Genomic DNA, 16,225 nt, shown 5'->3' with positions numbered 1-16,225 from the left:
CCGGCCGGCGCCGTCCTCGCCGCCTCGCCCGGCCAGCCTGCGTCGGCCGCCGCGCCCCGGCCGCCCCCCTCGACCCCATCGCGCTCGGCCGCCCCGACGATCTCGTCGGGCGAGGTATCGGCCACGAAGGTGCCGCGCCCGGTCGCCGAGCTCACGTAACCCTCCAGCACCAGTTGCTCGTAGACCTGGGTGACCGTATTGCGCGCGATCCCCAGCTCGGTGGCGAGCAGCCGCGACGAGGGCACGCGCGTGCCGGCCGGCAACTCCCGCGACAGGATCGCCTGCTGCAGCAGCCGATGCAGTTGCCGATAGACCGGCTGCGCGCCGCCGCCGCGCACCAGCCGCTGCGCCAGCCAATCCGACAAAACGCTCGCCCTCAAAATTGGCTCCTAGATATTTACAGGAATGGCTCTGATTTTCAGAGCCAAATCTGATTATAGTCGTCTCCATCGGCCGCGCTCCCGCGGCCCTCATCGCTTGACCGAACCGAATCGACCGACTGGAAGGAGATCCCCGTGAAGAATGCCGACCTGCAAGCCCGCAAGAACGCCGCCACGCCGCGTGGCGTTGGCGTGATGTGCGATTTCTACGCCGCGCGCGCCGAGAACGCCGAGCTGTGGGACGTCGAGGGCCGCCGCTTCATCGACTTCGCCGCCGGCATTGCCGTGATGAACACCGGCCACCGTCATCCGAAGCTGGTCAAGGCGATCGCCGAGCAGCTCGAGTGCTTCACGCATACCGCCTACCAGATCGTCCCCTACGCGTCCTACGTCGAGCTGGCCGAGAAGATCATCGCCCGCGCGCCGGGCAGCCAGGCCAAGAAGGCAGCCTTCTTCACCACCGGCGCCGAGGCCGTCGAGAACGCCGTCAAGATGGCGCGCGCCTTCACCGGCCGGCCGGGCGTGATCGCCTTCGCCGGCGGCTTCCACGGCCGCACCATGATGGGCATGGCGCTGACCGGCAAGGTCGCCCCCTACAAGCTGAACTTCGGCCCGTTCCCGGGCGACGTGTTCCACGCCCCCTATCCGAACGCGCTGCACGGCATCAGCGTGGCCGACTCGCTGAAGGCGATCGACATGCTGTTCAAGGCCGACATCGATCCGAAGCGCGTCGCCGCGATCATCTTCGAACCGGTGCAGGGCGAAGGCGGCTTCTACGCGGCGCCGGCCGATTTCGTGCGCGGCCTGCGCAAGATCTGCGACGAACACGGCATCGTGCTGATCGCCGACGAAGTGCAGACCGGCTTCGCGCGCACCGGCAAGCTGTTCGCGATGCAGCACTACGACGTGCTGCCGGACCTGACCACCATGGCCAAGAGCCTGGCCGGCGGCATGCCGCTGTCGGGCGTGGTCGGCCGCGCCGACGTGATGGACGCGGCCGCGCCCGGCGGCCTGGGCGGCACCTACGCGGGCAACCCGCTGGCGGTGGCCGCGGCCCACGCGGTGCTCGACATCATCGACGAGGAAAAGCTGGAAGCGCGCGCCACCGCGCTCGGCGACAAACTGAAGGCGAAGCTCTCGGCGCTGCAATCGGAGGTGCCGCAGATCGTCGACGTGCGCGGCCCGGGCGCGATGGTGGCGGTCGAGTTCTTCAAGGCCGGCACGCAGGAGCCCGATGCCGATTTCACCAAGCGCGTGCAGGCGCGCGCGCTCGAGCGCGGGCTGTTGCTGCTGGTGTGCGGCGTGTACTCGAACGTGGTGCGTTTCCTGTTCCCGCTGACGATCCAGGACGCCGTGTTCGACGAGGCGCTCGGCATCCTCGAGGAAGTGCTGAAGGAAACCGTCGGCGTCGCCGCCTGAGGTCCACCGGCATCGCCCGGCAAGCCGCGTTCCGCCGTGAACGCGGCTTGTCACGTTCACCGCATCGCAACGGCATCCGCATCCAGAGGCAAGGCATGAGCACCGAATTCACCGCAGCACTGAAGGATCCCTCGCTGTTCCGCCAGCAGATCTACCTGGCCGGCGAATGGCAAGGCGCCGCCAACGGCGCCAGCTTCGAAGTCCGCAACCCCGCCAACGGCGAACTGCTCGGCAGCGTGCCGCTGGCCGGCGCGGCCGAGACGCGCCGCGCCATCGAGGCGGCCAACGCCGCCTGGCCGGCCTGGCGCCGCCGCACCGCCAAGGAGCGCGCCGCCATCCTGCGCAAGTGGTACGAGCTGATGCTCGCGCACGCCGACGATCTCGCGCTGATCCTCACCACCGAGCAGGGCAAGCCGCTGGCCGAGGCCCGCGGCGAGATCCTCTACGCCGCCTCCTTCATCGAGTGGTTCGCCGAGGAAGGCAAGCGCGTCTATGGCGACACCATCCCGACCCCGGCCGGCGACAAGCGCATCGTCGTCACCAAGGAACCGGTGGGCGTCTGCGCCGCGATCACGCCGTGGAATTTCCCGGCAGCGATGATCACCCGCAAGGTCGGCCCGGCGCTGGCGGCGGGCTGCCCGATCGTGGTCAAGCCGGCCGAGGCCACGCCGTTCTCGGCGCTCGCGCTGGCCGTGCTGGCCGAGCGCGCGGGCGTGCCGGCCGGCGTGTTCAGCGTGGTCACCGGCGACCCGAAGGCGATCGGCGGCGAGCTGACCGGCAACGCCACGGTGCGCAAGCTCTCGTTCACCGGCTCGACGCCGGTGGGCCGCCTGCTGATGGCGCAGTGCGCGCCGACCGTCAAGAAGGTCTCGCTCGAACTGGGCGGCAACGCGCCCTTCATCGTGTTCGACGATGCCGATCTCGATGCGGCCGTCGAGGGCGCGATCGCCTCGAAGTACCGCAACAGCGGCCAGACCTGCGTCTGCACCAATCGTTTCTACGTGCACGACAAGGTCTATGACGCGTTCGCCGCCAAGCTCGCGGCCGCGGTCGAGAAGCTCAAGGTGGGGCGCGGCACCGAGGCCGGCGTGATGCAGGGCCCGCTGATCAACGAGGCGGCCGTGCTGAAGGTCGAGGCGCATATCGAGGACGCGCTCGCCAAGGGCGCCAGCATCGCCACGGGCGGCAAGCGCCACGCGCTCGGCCACGGCTTCTTCGAGCCGACCGTGCTGACGGGCGTGACGCCCGACATGAAGGTCGCGAAGGAGGAAACCTTCGGCCCGCTCGCGCCGCTGTTCCGCTTCGCCTCCGACGAGGAAGTGATCGGCTTCGCGAACGACACCGAGTTCGGCCTGGCCGCCTACTTCTACAGCCGCGACATCGGCCGCGTCTGGCGCGTCGCCGAGGCGCTCGAATACGGCATGGTCGGCATCAACACCGGCCTGATCTCGAACGAGGTGGCGCCGTTCGGCGGCGTCAAGCAATCGGGCCTCGGCCGCGAGGGCTCGCACTACGGCATCGACGACTACGTGGTGATCAAGTATCTGTGTCTCGCGGTGTGAGGCACGGCCGGGCCCGAGCGCGGGCCCGGCCGTGCTCCGGACGACGAAACGCCTTCGCGGCAGCCGCCGCGAAGGCGTTTTTTCATGGGCGCGCGCCGCCTCGAATCGGCTCAGCCGAGCCAGCCGAAATGGCGCATCGCCTCCTCGATCGCGCCGCGCCACTGCTGCGGGCACTGCTTGAGCCGGGTGGTCTTGCGCAGGCTCTTGATCGGCAGGCCGTTGAGCTCCTTCACATGCGCGATCCAGCCGCTTTGCGCGACGATGCCGTAGCGCTCCTTCACGTAAGTCTGTATGTCCCGATAGGTCGCCATCGCGATCCGCCCTGATTCGTTTCGATGCGCGCGGTCGATCGAGAAAGGGAGGCGCCCGGCCGCGCATGCCGGGCGCGTGGCTCCCAGGCGCTCAGCGGAACACGCCGACCGCGTCGACCAGCGAGGTGGCCTGCTGGCGCAGGCTTTCCGAGGCGGCCGCGCTCTGCTCCACCAGGGCCGCGTTCTGCTGGGTGATGTTGTCGAGGTCGACCACGGCGCGGTCGACCTGCTCGACGCCCACGCTCTGCTCGGCGGTCGATGAGCTGATCTCGGCGATCAGGTCGGCCACGCGCTTGACCTGCACCACCAGGTCGTCCATGGTGCGGCCCGCGTCGTCGACGCGGCGCGAGCCCGAGGCGACGCGCTCGACGCTGTTCTCGATCAGGGTCTTGATCTCCTTGGCCGCGTTCGCGCTGCGCTGCGCGAGCGCGCGCACCTCGCCCGCCACCACCGCGAAGCCGCGGCCCTGCTCGCCCGCGCGCGCCGCCTCGACGGCGGCGTTGAGCGCCAGGATATTGGTCTGGAAGGCGATGCCGTCGATCACGCCGATGATGTCGGAGATGCGACGCGAGCTGTCGGTGATCTCGTTCATGGTGCCGACGATCTCGCCGACCGCGTGGCCGCCGCGCGAGGCCGCGTCGCTGGCGGACACCGCCAGCTGGTTCGCCTGCGAGGCGGTGGCGGCATTGCTGGAGACGGTGGCCGTCATCTGCGCCATCGAGGACGCGGTCTGCTGGACCGCCGTGGCGGCCTGCTCGGTGCGCGCGCTCAGGTCGTTGTTGCCCTGCGCGATCTCGCTGCTGGCGCGCTGCACGTTCAGCACCTGCTCGCTGACGTCGTCCACCAGCCAGCGGAACATCAGCCCGAGCTGGTCGATGGTGCGCAGGGTCATGCCGATCTCGTCGACGCGCGTGACGGCCGGGCCGTTGCGGCTCTCGCCGGTGGCCACCCGCAGCGCGCGCCGGCGCACCGCGCGCAGCGGCCGCGCGATCTGCGCATCGAGCCAGGCCACGATCAGGCCCGCCGCCACCGCGGTGCTGGCCGCCACGCCGGCCAGCGGCCAGCCCGTCACGCCCGAGGCCCAGGCACCGCCCGTCACCACCGGCACCAGCGCCGCCATCGGCAGGTACATGCGGGTGCGCACCGACATGGTCTTCAGCAGCGAGCCGAGCCGCCCGATCCCGCCGCGGATCACCACGCCCTTGTGGAAGCGCCGGCCGCGCGCGCGGCCCTCGCGGAAGTCGCGGTACAGCGCCTCGGCCGCCGCGATGTCCTCGGGCGTGGCCTTGGTGCGCACCGACATGTAGCCCTGCGGCTCGCCGTTGCGCATCAGCGGCACGGCATTGGCACGCACCCAGTAGTGATCGCCGTTCTTGCGGCGGTTCTTGACCAGCGCCATCCACGGCTCGCCGCCCTGGATGGTGGCCCACATGTCGGCGAAGGCCTCGCGCGGCATGTCGGGGTGCCGCACGATGTTGTGCGGCGAACCCACCAGCTCCTCGGGCGTGAAACCGCTGACCTGCACGAAGGTCGCGTTCGCGTAGGTGATCGTGCCGTCGGCGCGCGTGGTCGACATCAGGGTCGAGTCTTCGGGAAATTCGTATTCGTGCTGCGTGACCGGCTGGTTGTTGCGCATTCGCGGGCTCCGGCGCACGGCGCTCGTGGCGCCGCGGCTTCTTTCTGGGTCGGTTGGTCCTGGCGGCCCGCGCCGCGCGCCGGGCGCCGCGCCGATCGACGCGGCCCGGCGACGGCCGCGGGCTCATCTCTTTTTTGTCGGCAGCCGGGCGGAAAACCTTACCCATCAGGCGCATAAATTATTCGATTCTGTTCTCCACATGATCTCGATCAAATAATGCGAGGATGGCGGCACCTGAGAAAACCATAACAAGGATGCGGCGTGACCGATCCCTTCAAGCGCAAAATCATTCCCATGAAAAAAGAACTGCACGAGCTGAATCGGCTGTCCTGGAATACGGCAACCGTCGCGCATAACAGTCATAAAGGCGACCAGGCGGCCTTTTTCCGCGATGGCGGCTCGACGCTGTTTCCGGAGGAACTCGGCTTGCTGGGTGAAATCGCCGGCTTGCGGCTGCTGCACCTGCAATGCAATGCCGGGCAGGACACGCTGAGCCTGGCGCGCCTGGGCGCGCAGGTAACCGGCGTCGATATCTCGGACGAGGCGATCGACTTCGCGCGGCGCCTGTCGGCCGACGCGAACCTGCCCGCGCGCTTCGAGCGCGCCGACGTGCTCGACTGGATGCCCGAGGCCGCCGCGCGCGGCGAGCGCTTCGAGCGCGTGTTCACCTCCTACGGCGCGATCTGCTGGCTCTCGGACCTGCGCGCCTGGGCCCAGGGCATCGCCAGCCTGCTGGCACCGGGCGGGCGCTTCGCGATGGTCGAATTCCATCCCTTCGCGCTGTACTTCGATCCGCACTGGAAACCCGGCTACGACTATTTCAAGCGCGAGGCGAACCTGGAGGCGGCCGGCGTCGGCGATTACGTGGCGGCTTCCGGCACGGGGCTCGGCGCGCGGCACGACCAGCCGGGCGTGGTCGATTTCGCGAACCCGCATCCGAGCTACGAGTTCATGTGGGGGATCGGCGAGGTGGTGAATGCGCTGGTCGCGGCCGGGCTCGCGATCGACAGCCTCGACGAGTATCCCTACGCGAACGGCTGGAAGGGCTTCGACGACATGGAAGAACTGGACGGGCATCGCATGGTGCCGCCCGCCGGCATGCCGCGGCTGCCGCTAATGTACGCGATCGCCGCGCATCGGGCGGCGGCGTGAACCGCCGAAGCCGCGCCGAGCGCGACGCGCTGGCCGGGCGCGTGCTGGCGCGCGACGAGCTGCCCCTGGTCTGGACCATCGACCGGCGCGAAATCATCCACCACATGTACGTGCTGCGCGACGGCGCGCTGCAGCGCGTGCCGGAATTCCACGATGTCGACGGCTGGCCCGAGGGCGAGGCGGAGCACTACACGCCGCTCCTGCTCGACTGCCACGATCGCGGCGGCTGGTGCCTGGGCAGCTTCGACGGCGCGCGGCTGGTCGCGGCGGTGATCGTCGACAGCCGGCCGCTCGGCGCGAACGGCGCGCTGCGGCAACTGAAGTTCCTGCATGTGAGCCACGACTGGCGCGGCTGCGGGCTGGGCGAGCAGCTCTATCGCGAGGCCGCCGCGCAGGCGCTCGCGATGGGCGCGGCGCGGCTCTATGTGTCGGCCACGCCCTCGCAAGGCACCATCGATTTCTACCTGCGGCTGGGCTTCACGCTCAGCGCCTCCCCCGATCCGGCGCTGTACGCGCTCGAACCCGAGGATCTCCACCTGGAAGGGCCGGCGCTCTCGCCGCGCACCTGAAAAAACGGCGGAACGCCCGTTGTTCCGGGCGTTCCGCCGTTCGGCGGGATCGGCTTCGCGCGACTCAGACGCGCTCGATCGCCAGCGCGATGCCCTGGCCGACGCCGATGCACATCGTGCACAACGCGTAACGGCCCTGGGTGCGATGCAACTGGTACATCGCGGTCGTCACCAGGCGCGCGCCCGAGGCGCCGAGCGGGTGGCCCAGCGCGATCGCGCCGCCGTTCGGGTTGACGCGGGGATCGTCGTCGGCCACGCCGAGCATGCGCAGCACCGCCAGGCCCTGCGAGGCGAAGGCTTCGTTCAGCTCGATCACGTCGAACTGGTCGATGCTCATGCCCAGGCGCGCCAGCAGCTTCTGCGAGGCCGGCGCCGGGCCGATGCCCATCACGCGCGGCGCGACGCCCGCGGTGGCGATGCCGAGGATGCGCGCGCGCGGCACCAGGCCATGGCGCCTGGCGTTCTCCTCGTTGGCGACCAGCAGCGCGCAGGCACCGTCGTTGACGCCCGAGGCATTGCCCGCCGTCACCGTGCCGTCGGGGCGCACCACGCCCTTGAGTTTGGCGAGCGCCTCCAGCGAGGTTTCGCGCGGATGCTCGTCGCGCGAGATCACCAGCGGATCGCCCTTCTTCTGCGCGATCGTGACCGCGACGATTTCCTGCGCCAGCGAGCCGTCCTGCTGCGCGCGTGCCGCCTTCTGCTGGCTGCGCAGCGCGAAGGCATCCTGGTCGGCGCGGCTCACGCCGTAGTCGGTGGCGACGTTCTCGCCCGTCTCCGGCATCGAGTCGACGCCGTATTGCTGCTTCATCAGCGGATTGACGAAGCGCCAGCCGATGGTCGTGTCGAAGATCTCGGCCTGGCGCGAGAAGGCGCTGCTGGCCTTGCCCATCACGAAGGGCGCGCGGCTCATGCTTTCCACGCCGCCCGCGATCATCAGGCCCGCCTCGCCCGACTTGATCGCGCGCGCGGCGATGCCGATCGCGTCCATCCCTGAACCGCACAGGCGATTGACCGTCGAACCCGGCACGGATTGCGGCAGGCCGCCCAGCAGCGCCGACATGCGCGCGACGTTGCGGTTGTCTTCGCCGGCCTGGTTGGCGCAGCCGTAGATCACGTCGTCGATCGCGCTCCAGTCGACATCGCGGTTACGCTCGATCAGCGCCTTGATCGGCACGGCGCCGAGATCGTCGGCACGAACGCTGGACAGCGAGCCGCCGTATCGCCCGATCGGGGTACGGATCGCGTCGCAGAGGAATGCATCGGTCATGGTTGTCTCCGGAACTTCGTTCGGATGGAACGGGAGCCAGGCCGGAAAACTCGCGGCCTGGCTCCGAAGATGTTCTATATACGAACATAAGATCGAATATCGAACTGTTTTGCGATCATAGGGAGGGGGTGCAAGCCTGTCAAGTTCGCGGCCGGCTTTCGTCCTTGGCTTGAACCGACCCCATGCGCTACTCTTCGCACTTGCATCGAACCTCCCCCAGCCCATGAGTACAGACGATCTTCAGGCCAAACCCGGTGACTCCTACGTCCAGTCGTTCGCGCGCGGACTGGCGGTGATTCGCGCCTTCGACGCGCAGCGGCCGGAGCAGACCCTGACCGAGGTGGCCGCCACCACCGGGCTCACGCGCGCCGGGGCGCGGCGGATCCTGCTGACCCTGCAGACGCTCGGTTACGTGGAGGCCGACGGCCGGCTGTTCCGGCTCACGCCGAAGATCCTCGATCTCGGCTTCGCCTATCTCACCTCGATGCCGTTCTGGAACCTGGCCGAGCCGGTGATGGAGCAATTGTCGGCGCGCATCCATGAAAGCTGCTCGGCCGCGGTGCTGGACCGCACCGAGATCGTCTACGTGCTGCGCGTGCCGACCCACAAGATCATGACCATCAACCTGTCGATCGGCAGCCGCCTGCCCGCGTACTGTACGTCGATGGGGCGCGTGCTGCTGTCCTCGCTCGACGAGGCCGCGCTCGACGAGGTGCTGGCACTGAGCCCGATCCAGGCGCACACGCCCAGGACCATCACCGACCCGGCCGCGCTCAAGGACGAGATCGCGACGGTGCGCAAGCAGGGCTGGGCGATCGTGGACCAGGAACTCGAGGCGGGGCTGATCTCGCTGTCGGCGCCGATCCGCAACCGGCGCGGCCGCGTGATCGCGGCGATGAACATCAGCGGGAATGCCCAGCGGCATACCGCCCGGCAGATGGTGAAGGAGTTCCTGGAGCCGCTGCAGGAAGCGGCGCAGACGGTATCCGCGCTGGTGGCGCGGCGTAGTTGAGATATCGGCGGCGGGGCATGGGCCGATGATGCCCGGCCCCGCCCCACCGCGTCGTCAGTCGAGTTGCCCGGTCTGCGCCACCTGGGCGAGATAGGCGCGCTGGGCGGCATACCAGCGCGTCAGGCATTGACGGTCATGGCATGCCGAGTCGCGGTATCCCCATTGCTGGCGAACCCGGTCCCGGAAACCGTCCCGGTCGGCCACCGCCGCCCTGGCCTGCCCGAGCAGCCTCGCCACGGCGGCGTCCTGCGCGGCGAGATCGCCGTCCGCGCAGATCAACCGCTCCGCGTCCGATCGCGCTTTTCCACAATCGAAGCTCGGCCCATTGGCCGCTTGCGGCGCGGGCACGGGAGCCGGGGCTGCCGCCACCCGCGCCGGCTTCGGTTTCGGTGTCGCCGCCGCCTGCTTGGCCGTGTCCTTTCGGGACGGCTCGCCCGGCTCGACCGCCTTGTTCGCCGCTTCGCCGGTCGCGGCAACAGCGGGGGCATCGTCCTGCTTCACCAGCTCGTATTTTCCATCCGAGTAGGCATAGCGATGCTCGGCGACACGGGCCGCCTGCCCCGCGAGTTCGTGCGTGAACGCCAGCTGGATGTCGTCGTGAACCGAATCCTTGCCCTTCACGAAGCGGGTCTTGACGGACAATCGCTCGGCGTCCGAGCTGCCCGTTTGGGCATCCTCGACGACACGGGTGAAGCCGCCGTTCTTGCCGCGCAGGAACACGCTGCTGCTGGCGGTCTCGTAACCCTGGTGCATGTCGCCGCCGGTGACGATCAGCGCGTATTGGTCGCCGCCCGCCGCGGTCCATTCGAAGCCCTGGCCGACACTGCCCGAGGCGCCCATCGAGGCAAGGTAGGGATAGCTGGCCTCGACCTTCCAGGCATCGCCATCCTGCTTGAAGATCGTCACGCCGAGCAGGCCCGTGCAGGCATGGCAGCCGCCGCCGTCGGGAATCGCATTGGTCACCAGCACCTGCTTGCGCTGGCCGCCTTCGCTGAACGCGAAGTTCGCCACGCCGGTGACCTGCAAGGCACGGCCCGCCGACCACTGCAGCATGTCGCTTCCCGAGAGCCCCGCCGGAATCTCGGCATCCTGCCAGCTCGCCGATTTCGACTGCGCGTCGTAGGCGCCATACAGCAGTTCCAGCGCCGCCGGCACCTTGAACTCCCCGCGAATCGAGCGCGCCGCCATGGCTACGCCGCAGGCCTTCGACATCAGCTCGGCCATGCCCGGCTCGGATTTGGCCGGCACGGCCGCGTCGTTGCCCGGGTAGTCCTTGTCGGCGGTGCCGTCGGCGCGATACTGCGCGCCGGGCATGCGGCGCGTCAGGTCGCGGCAGTTGGTGGCCACGTCGAAGCGCGCATAACCGTCCGGGAAGGACTTCAGGGCGTGGATCAGGTAAGCGCCGCTGTCTCGCGTGATATCCGTCGGATTGAACCAGAGCTGCGCCGCATCGCCGGAACCGCCGACCTGCTGATAGCCGGGGAAGCGCTGGTCGGAGGCGGCGGCCTGATCGCCGCCGCTGCCCTTTCCGCAAGCCGCGATGCCCAGCGCCGCCGCGACGGCGAGGCTCGACACCAGGAGCCTGCGCCAAACCATGTCGCGCGCGCTCATGCCTGGCTCATCTCGCCGGCCGGCTCGACCCGCGCCGGGGCGCCGGCCTGGCGCATGGGCCGCGTGTTCCGCTCGATCGCCAGCAGCACCAGCACCAGGCTGAACAGCGCCACCAGCAGCAGGCCGCTCGCCGTTGCGCCCGCAACGATCTTCAGCGTTTCCATCTTTTGCGCGGCCTGGACCGCCACGTCCTTGTAGCGTTCCCGCTTGGTCTCCATGAACGCATTGATGGCCGGGAACACCTCGATCTTGGCGGCCTCGGCCGCGCTCACCACCGCGCCCAGTTCGTCGAGATAGGGCTGGCGATCGGCCGCGGGAATCTCGTCGAGATGCTTCCGGATAATCCGGGCGTTGTCGCCCTCCAGGTACTTCTGCAGCGAGAAGGGAATCTTGAAACCCGCCAGCGGGCTTTTCTGCGCGCCCGGCTCGGCCGGTTGCTGGGCGTCCTTCGGTGCCTCGTCCTGGTCGGCGGCGGGCTGCTCGGCCTGTTTCAAGGGCTCGACGATTTCATTGGCGGAGACACGCGTATCGACGCGTTCCTGCCACACTGAAATGCCGAAGAAAATACCGCCGGCAATGCCGATCAGAAATACGGTGACGCAAACCAGGGCAACGGCTCGCGTGATATTGAATAGCGCCTTGCGCTCGAACCCCTCGATAACGCTCATGGTCTTCCTTTGGTTTTAGTGTGATTGTCGAAGCGAATGCGCATGCGATTCGATCGAGACCGTCATGCGCGGCGCAATCATATAACGAGAGGCCAGGCGCGTCATTCGGAAATGGCGGATTAAAGCGCGAATAAATCAACGGCCGCGATTGAATGCGATAAACCGCTTCACGCGACAATCGAGTGGAGAAAATCCTCGATCAAAACAAAACCCCGCGTCTTTGCAGACGCGGGGTTTCGGAATTCGCTCGATCGTCATTCGGGTGCCGGCGAATACGCGGGCACCGGCACGGCATCAGCCGATGATATCCACCCAGCCGTGCTGGTCCGCTTCGCGGCCGGTCTGGATGCCGACCAGGCTCTGCTTCAGGCGCTGGGTCACCGGGCCGGCCTTGCCGTCGCCGATCGTGAAGTTGTGCTTGCGGCCCTTCACCTGCCCGATCGAGGTCACCACGGCGGCCGTGCCGCAGGCGAACGCCTCGACCAGCTTGCCGCTCTTCGCATCGGCTTCCCATTGCTCGATCGAATACGGCTCCTCGCGCACCGTGTAGCCGAGATCGCGCGCCAGATCGATCAGCGACGCACGCGTGATGCCGGGCAGGATGGTGCCGGTCAGCGGCGGCGTCTGCAGCGAGCCGTCCTCGAACACGAGGAACACGTTCATGCCGCCCAGTTCCTCGATCCACTTGCGCTCGACCGCGTCGAGGAACACCACCTGGTCGCAGCCCTCGCGCGTGGCCTCGGCCTGCGCGGCCAGGCTCGCGGCGTAGTTGCCGCCGCACTTCGCGTCGCCGGTGCCGCCGGGCGCCGCGCGCGTGTAGGTATCCGACACCCAGATCGCCACGCCCTTCGACGCGTCGCCCTTGAAGTAGGCGCCCACCGGCGTGGCCACCACGCAGAACAGGTAGCGCGCCGAGGGCTTCACGCCCAGCACCACCTCGTTGGCGATCATGAACGGACGCAGGTACAGCGCGCTGCCCTCGGCCGACGGGATCCAGTCGCGCTCGAGGCGCACCAGCTCGCGCACCGCATTGACGAACAGCTCCTCGGGCAGCTCGGCCATCGCCAGGCGACGGGCCGAATTGCGGAAACGCTTGGCGTTCTGCTCGGGGCGGAACAGGGCGATCTTGCCGTCCGGCAGCGGATAGGCCTTCATGCCCTCGAAGATTTCCTGCGCGTAATGCAGCACGAGCATGGCCGGATCGACTTCGAGCGCCTTGCGCGGCTCGATGCGCGCGTCATGCCAGCCCTGGCCTTCGGTGTACTGGATCGTCACCATGTAGTCGGTGAAGATCTTGCCGAAACCGGGATTGGCGAGCAGCTCGGCGCGCTTTTCCGCGGAGGTGGGATTCGGGTGGCGTTCGATCGGGAAAGTCGGGGTGCTGCCGGTGCTCATGTGGTCGACTCCTGTGTTCTTGGGAACGGCGGGAACGTCCCGCCGCCGTGATAACCGAACACTGTAATCGACCTGAGCGTTCCGCGCATCCGGGAATGGCCCGGCAGACGCGGCGAAATCCGCGGGGAAATCGGCCGGGATATCACCGAAAGCCTTGAAAACAAGGGCTTGGCGCATCCTCGGGCGTGCCTCGCGAGCATGGCGCGAGACGCGGAAAAAAACCGCTCGACCGCTGCCGAAAGTGCATTTCGATGCCTGGATACAGGGTCGAAATGCACTTCGACAGTTTTTACCAATTGGTGCAAATCGCTCAGGCGCCGACGATGGCATCCAGTTCGCGCATCGCCTCGTCGTCCAGCACCAACTGCCGCGCCGCGAGGTTTTCGCGCAGATGCGCGAGCGACGACGTGCCCGGAATCAGCAGCAGGTTCGGCGAACGCCGCAGCAGCCAGGCCAGCGCCACCTGCATCGGCGTGGCGCCCAGGCGCTCGGCCACGCCCGAGAGCACCGAGGATTGCAGCGGCGAGAAGCCGCCGAGCGGGAAGAACGGCACGTAGGCGACGCCGTCGGCGGCCAGCGCGTCGACCAGGGCATCGTCGGCGCGATGCACGAGGTTGTAGTGGTTCTGCACGCAGACGATCTCGCAGAGCCGTCGGCCCTCCTCCACCTGCGCGCGCGTGACGTTGCTGAGCCCGATGTGCCGCACCAGCCCCTGGCGCTGCAGTTCGGCAACCGCGCTCAACTGCGCCTCGATCGAGCCCTCGGTCGGCGCGAGCGCCGAGAACATGATGCGCAGGTTGACCACGTCGATGACGTCGAGCTTCAGGCGGCGCAGGTTGTCGTGCACGGCGCTCTCGAGCTCAGCGGCCGAATAGGCCGGCAGCCAGCCGCCCTGGTCGTCGCGTCGCGCGCCGATCTTGGTGACGATCACCAGCTCGTCGCGATAGGGATGCAGGGCCTCGCGGATCAATTCGTTGGTCACATAGGGGCCGTAATAATCGCTGGTGTCGATGTGGTCGACGCCCGATTCGACGGCCTCGCGCAGCACCGCGATGGCCGCGGCGCGATCCTTGGGCGGCCCGAAGGCGGCGCGGCCGGCCAGCTGCATGGCGCCGTAGCCGATCCGGTGCACCGTGCGGCTGCCGAGTTGGTAGGTGGTCTGGGTCTGGGACGAGGCGTTCATCTGGCTGCTCCTTGAAGGGAAAGCCGAGCTTACGCGCTGGCGATTGCCTCGATAAGCCAGCATAATTCGCACGGGTTGTACGAAGGAGCGCACAATGAGTGCCGATTTATCCGATCTGCATGCCTTCGTCGCGGTGGCGCGCGCGAACGGCTTTCGCGGCGCCGCGCAGGCGACCGGCATCAGCGCCTCGGGCCTCAGCGAGGCGGTGCGGCGCCTGGAGACGCGGCTCGGCGTGCGTCTGCTGAACCGCACCACGCGCAGCGTGGCCCCGACCGAGGCCGGCGCGCGCTTGCTGTCGCGGCTCGCGCCGGCGCTCGACGAGGTGCAGTCCGCGCTCGACGTGGTCAACGGCTTTCGCGACCGGCCGGCCGGCACGCTACGCCTGAACGTGCCGCTCAGCGCCGCGCGCCTGGTGCTGCCCGCGATCGTGCCGCGTTTCCTGGCCGCCTATCCCGAGATCCGCCTGGAAGTGGCCGCCGACGAGAGCTTCGTCGACGTGCTGGCGGCGGGCTGCGATGCCGGCATCCGCTACGAGGAACGGCTCGAACAGGACATGATCGCGGTGCCGATCGGCCCGCGCGTGCAGCGCATGGCGCTGGGCGCCTCGCCGGCCTATCTCGATCGACGTGGGCGACCGGCGCATCCGCGCGAGCTGCTGCATCACGAATGCATCCTCGGCCGCTTTCCGGGCCGCGCGACGGTGCCCTGGGATTTCGTGCGCGACGGCGAGAAGCTGCGCATCGAGCCGGCCGGGCAATTGCTGGTGGAGCTGGGCGCGGCCTTCGACCTCGGCGTCGACGCGGCCGTGGCCGGCACCGGCCTGGTCTATCTGTTCGAGGACTGGCTCCGGCCGCATTTCGACAGCGGCGCGCTGGAGCGCGTGCTCGAGCCGTGGTGGGATTCGTTCTCGGGGCCGTTTCTCTACTACCCGGGGCGGCGGCTCGTGCCGGCGCCGCTGCGCGCCTTCATCGACTTCATCCGCGCCGAATCGGCGGCTTGAGGCGGCAGCGCGGGGTTCAGGCCTCGTCGAGCGGGCCCGGCACGCCGCCGGCGGTCGCGCCGCTCAGGAACCACACGGCCAGCAAGGGCACGTCGCCGGCGCGCATCGAATGCAGCACGCCGCCGTCGTTGAGCACCAGTTGGCCGGCGCCGGGCGTCCACCAGCCGGCGCCATCGCGCCACCATTGCCCGTCGGACAGCACCACATAGACCTCGTCGGGCGGATGGCGATGCACGGGATAGGCCACCCCGGGCGCCATCAGCGAGATTCCGACGATCAGGCCGCCGAGCGTCGCGAGCCCCGCGCCGCCGATCACGATCGCATTGGCGTGCCCGTGCTCGAACGCGGCATCGGGCGCCTCGGTGGGCCGTCGATACCAGCGCAACGACGGCGCGAGCCGCGCGATGCCCTGCGCGATGGCGGCCAGCCGCGCGTCGGCGGAGGTTGCGCGCGCAACCGCTTCGGCTAGCCAGGCATCGGCGATCGGCAAGCCGACCGCCTCGACAGGCGGCTCCGCCGGCACGATTTCGCAGCCCAGCGCGTCGCGCACGGCGTCGAGATCGTCACGGCCGCGGTGCGCGGCATCGAGATAGGCCACCAGATCATCCAGCCAGGTACGGAGCTGATGCATGTCGAACGGGTTTCTGCCGCGCATTCGCCGCCTCGTCGAATCCGGATCGATCGATGCCGCCGCGCGTCGTCCGGATCGGCTCGCGGCAGGGTCCTTGCGGCCCGTCCATCGTCAAACGCAGGCGCGCCGCCCTGGCCGATAAAGGCCGGGACGGCGCGCGATCTCGTGCATATCGCCGTCAATCGCGGCGACATGCCTGTTTGGCAGAGGATTACGAACGACCGCTGTAAACCGGGAAGCGCCGGGTCAGCTCGGCCACCTGGCCGCGCACGCGCTCCAGCGTCGCCGCGTCCTCCGGTGCCTCCAGCACGTCGGCGATCAGGTTGCCGACGATCTCCGCTTCCTTCGCGCCAAAGCCGCGCGTGGTCATCGCCGGCGAACCCAGGCGAATGCCCGAGGTCACGAACGGCTTCTCAGGATCGTTCGGGA

15 protein-coding genes and 1 pseudogene are annotated in these 16,225 nt (G+C 68.7%); 6 read left to right on the top strand and 10 right to left on the bottom strand.

The features are described 5' to 3' along the window. Positions 1 to 380 (bottom strand): winged helix-turn-helix domain-containing protein (locus F3J10_RS28795; RefSeq protein WP_240155735.1); only part of this gene is annotated, 380 nt, incomplete at its 3' end. Between the two features lie 135 nt (positions 381 to 515). Between F3J10_RS28795 and gabT the strand changes: the two genes are divergently transcribed. Both gabT and gabD read left to right on the top strand, forming a co-directional pair. After that, a complete protein-coding gene (gabT, locus tag F3J10_RS28790; RefSeq protein WP_013689299.1) occupies positions 516 to 1,799 on the top strand; it encodes a 4-aminobutyrate--2-oxoglutarate transaminase in 1,284 nt (427 codons plus the stop codon). 95 nt (positions 1,800 to 1,894) lie between these two features. Then, entirely contained in the window at positions 1,895 to 3,361 is a 1,467-nt protein-coding gene (gene gabD / locus F3J10_RS28785) for an NADP-dependent succinate-semialdehyde dehydrogenase (RefSeq protein WP_036054562.1), read from the top strand. A 110-nt stretch (positions 3,362 to 3,471) separates the two neighbouring features. Here gabD and F3J10_RS28780 read toward each other — a convergent pair whose 3' ends face one another. Further along, a complete protein-coding gene (locus tag F3J10_RS28780; protein ID WP_025101906.1) occupies positions 3,472 to 3,672 on the bottom strand; it encodes a hypothetical protein in 201 nt (66 codons plus the stop codon). 91 nt (positions 3,673 to 3,763) lie between these two features. Continuing rightward, positions 3,764 to 5,308 carry a PAS domain-containing methyl-accepting chemotaxis protein gene (locus tag F3J10_RS28775; protein ID WP_166915608.1) on the bottom strand — a complete coding sequence of 515 codons (1,545 nt, stop codon included), beginning with the start codon at positions 5,306 to 5,308 and terminating at the stop codon, positions 3,764 to 3,766. Between the two features lie 294 nt (positions 5,309 to 5,602). Between F3J10_RS28775 and F3J10_RS28770 the strand changes: the two genes are divergently transcribed. Together F3J10_RS28770 and F3J10_RS28765 are read left to right on the top strand one after the other, a co-directional pair. Continuing rightward, entirely contained in the window at positions 5,603 to 6,460 is an 858-nt protein-coding gene (locus tag F3J10_RS28770) for a class I SAM-dependent methyltransferase (RefSeq protein ID WP_025101904.1), read from the top strand. Next, positions 6,457 to 7,029 (top strand): GNAT family N-acetyltransferase, encoded by a 573-nt coding sequence (locus tag F3J10_RS28765; protein WP_166915606.1) that lies wholly within the window; start codon positions 6,457 to 6,459, stop codon positions 7,027 to 7,029. Before F3J10_RS28770 ends, F3J10_RS28765 begins: the two co-directional genes overlap by 4 nt. 64 nt (positions 7,030 to 7,093) lie before the next feature. Here the strand turns inward: F3J10_RS28765 and pcaF are convergent, their stop codons facing one another. After that, positions 7,094 to 8,296, bottom strand: a complete 1,203-nt coding sequence (gene pcaF, locus F3J10_RS28760) for a 3-oxoadipyl-CoA thiolase (RefSeq protein WP_167243529.1) — start codon at positions 8,294 to 8,296, stop codon at positions 7,094 to 7,096. 223 nt (positions 8,297 to 8,519) lie between these two features. Between pcaF and F3J10_RS28755 the strand changes: the two genes are divergently transcribed. After that, positions 8,520 to 9,308: an IclR family transcriptional regulator gene (locus F3J10_RS28755; RefSeq protein WP_025101902.1), complete on the top strand. Its 789-nt coding sequence runs from the start codon at positions 8,520 to 8,522 to the stop codon at positions 9,306 to 9,308. A 54-nt stretch (positions 9,309 to 9,362) separates the two neighbouring features. On the opposite strand, the gene F3J10_RS28750 is transcribed toward F3J10_RS28755, so the two are convergent. From F3J10_RS28750 to F3J10_RS28735, 4 genes are all read right to left on the bottom strand, one after another. After that, positions 9,363 to 10,919 (bottom strand): hypothetical protein, encoded by a 1,557-nt coding sequence (locus tag F3J10_RS28750; RefSeq protein ID WP_166915604.1) that lies wholly within the window; start codon positions 10,917 to 10,919, stop codon positions 9,363 to 9,365. Next, a complete protein-coding gene (locus tag F3J10_RS28745; protein ID WP_166915602.1) occupies positions 10,916 to 11,587 on the bottom strand; it encodes a hypothetical protein in 672 nt (223 codons plus the stop codon). Before F3J10_RS28745 ends, F3J10_RS28750 begins: the two co-directional genes overlap by 4 nt. A gap of 294 nt (positions 11,588 to 11,881) precedes the next feature. Continuing rightward, on the bottom strand, positions 11,882 to 12,982 hold the full coding sequence (locus F3J10_RS28740; protein WP_025101899.1) for a branched-chain amino acid aminotransferase: 1,101 nt from the start codon (positions 12,980 to 12,982) through the stop codon (positions 11,882 to 11,884). A 310-nt stretch (positions 12,983 to 13,292) separates the two neighbouring features. Beyond that, complete coding sequence (locus F3J10_RS28735; RefSeq protein WP_166915600.1) at positions 13,293 to 14,165, bottom strand: aldo/keto reductase family oxidoreductase; 873 nt, start codon at positions 14,163 to 14,165, stop codon at positions 13,293 to 13,295. Between the two features lie 94 nt (positions 14,166 to 14,259). Between F3J10_RS28735 and F3J10_RS28730 the strand changes: the two genes are divergently transcribed. Further along, positions 14,260 to 15,165: a LysR family transcriptional regulator gene (locus F3J10_RS28730; RefSeq protein ID WP_025101897.1), complete on the top strand. Its 906-nt coding sequence runs from the start codon at positions 14,260 to 14,262 to the stop codon at positions 15,163 to 15,165. Positions 15,166 to 15,181: 16 nt separating this feature from the next. Here F3J10_RS28730 and F3J10_RS28725 read toward each other — a convergent pair whose 3' ends face one another. Both F3J10_RS28725 and glyA read right to left on the bottom strand, forming a co-directional pair. Next, the gene (locus F3J10_RS28725; RefSeq protein WP_167233453.1) at positions 15,182 to 15,796 is read right to left on the bottom strand and encodes a dimethylsulfonioproprionate lyase family protein; all 615 of its coding nucleotides are present in this window, start codon (positions 15,794 to 15,796) and stop codon (positions 15,182 to 15,184) included. A 211-nt stretch (positions 15,797 to 16,007) separates the two neighbouring features. Beyond that, positions 16,008 to 16,225, bottom strand: a pseudogene (gene glyA / locus F3J10_RS28720) (serine hydroxymethyltransferase); the annotation flags it as partial.

This window comes from Burkholderia sp. Cy-637, assembly GCF_011753175.1.
GTDB lineage: Bacteria > Pseudomonadota > Gammaproteobacteria > Burkholderiales > Burkholderiaceae > Burkholderia > Burkholderia gladioli.
Note: the sequence above shows the minus strand (reverse complement) of the source record. Positions and strands in the feature narration are given on the sequence as shown.

Excerpts from the sequence above, each read along its gene's own strand:
- pcaF (WP_167243529.1), bottom strand. The coding sequence starts at position 8,296 with ATGACCGATGCATTCCTCTGCGACGCGATCCGTACCCCGATCGGGCGA.
- F3J10_RS28735 (WP_166915600.1), bottom strand. The coding sequence starts at position 14,165 with ATGAACGCCTCGTCCCAGACCCAGACCACCTACCAACTCGGCAGCCGC.
- F3J10_RS28750 (WP_166915604.1), bottom strand. The coding sequence starts at position 10,919 with ATGAGCGCGCGCGACATGGTTTGGCGCAGGCTCCTGGTGTCGAGCCTC.
- F3J10_RS28745 (WP_166915602.1), bottom strand. The coding sequence starts at position 11,587 with ATGAGCGTTATCGAGGGGTTCGAGCGCAAGGCGCTATTCAATATCACG.
- F3J10_RS28725 (WP_167233453.1), bottom strand. The coding sequence starts at position 15,796 with ATGCATCAGCTCCGTACCTGGCTGGATGATCTGGTGGCCTATCTCGAT.
- gabD (WP_036054562.1), top strand. The coding sequence starts at position 1,895 with ATGAGCACCGAATTCACCGCAGCACTGAAGGATCCCTCGCTGTTCCGC.
- F3J10_RS28730 (WP_025101897.1), top strand. The coding sequence starts at position 14,260 with ATGAGTGCCGATTTATCCGATCTGCATGCCTTCGTCGCGGTGGCGCGC.
- F3J10_RS28740 (WP_025101899.1), bottom strand. The coding sequence starts at position 12,982 with ATGAGCACCGGCAGCACCCCGACTTTCCCGATCGAACGCCACCCGAAT.
- F3J10_RS28780 (WP_025101906.1), bottom strand. The coding sequence starts at position 3,672 with ATGGCGACCTATCGGGACATACAGACTTACGTGAAGGAGCGCTACGGC.
- F3J10_RS28770 (WP_025101904.1), top strand. The coding sequence starts at position 5,603 with ATGAAAAAAGAACTGCACGAGCTGAATCGGCTGTCCTGGAATACGGCA.
- F3J10_RS28775 (WP_166915608.1), bottom strand. The coding sequence starts at position 5,308 with ATGCGCAACAACCAGCCGGTCACGCAGCACGAATACGAATTTCCCGAA.
- F3J10_RS28755 (WP_025101902.1), top strand. The coding sequence starts at position 8,520 with ATGAGTACAGACGATCTTCAGGCCAAACCCGGTGACTCCTACGTCCAG.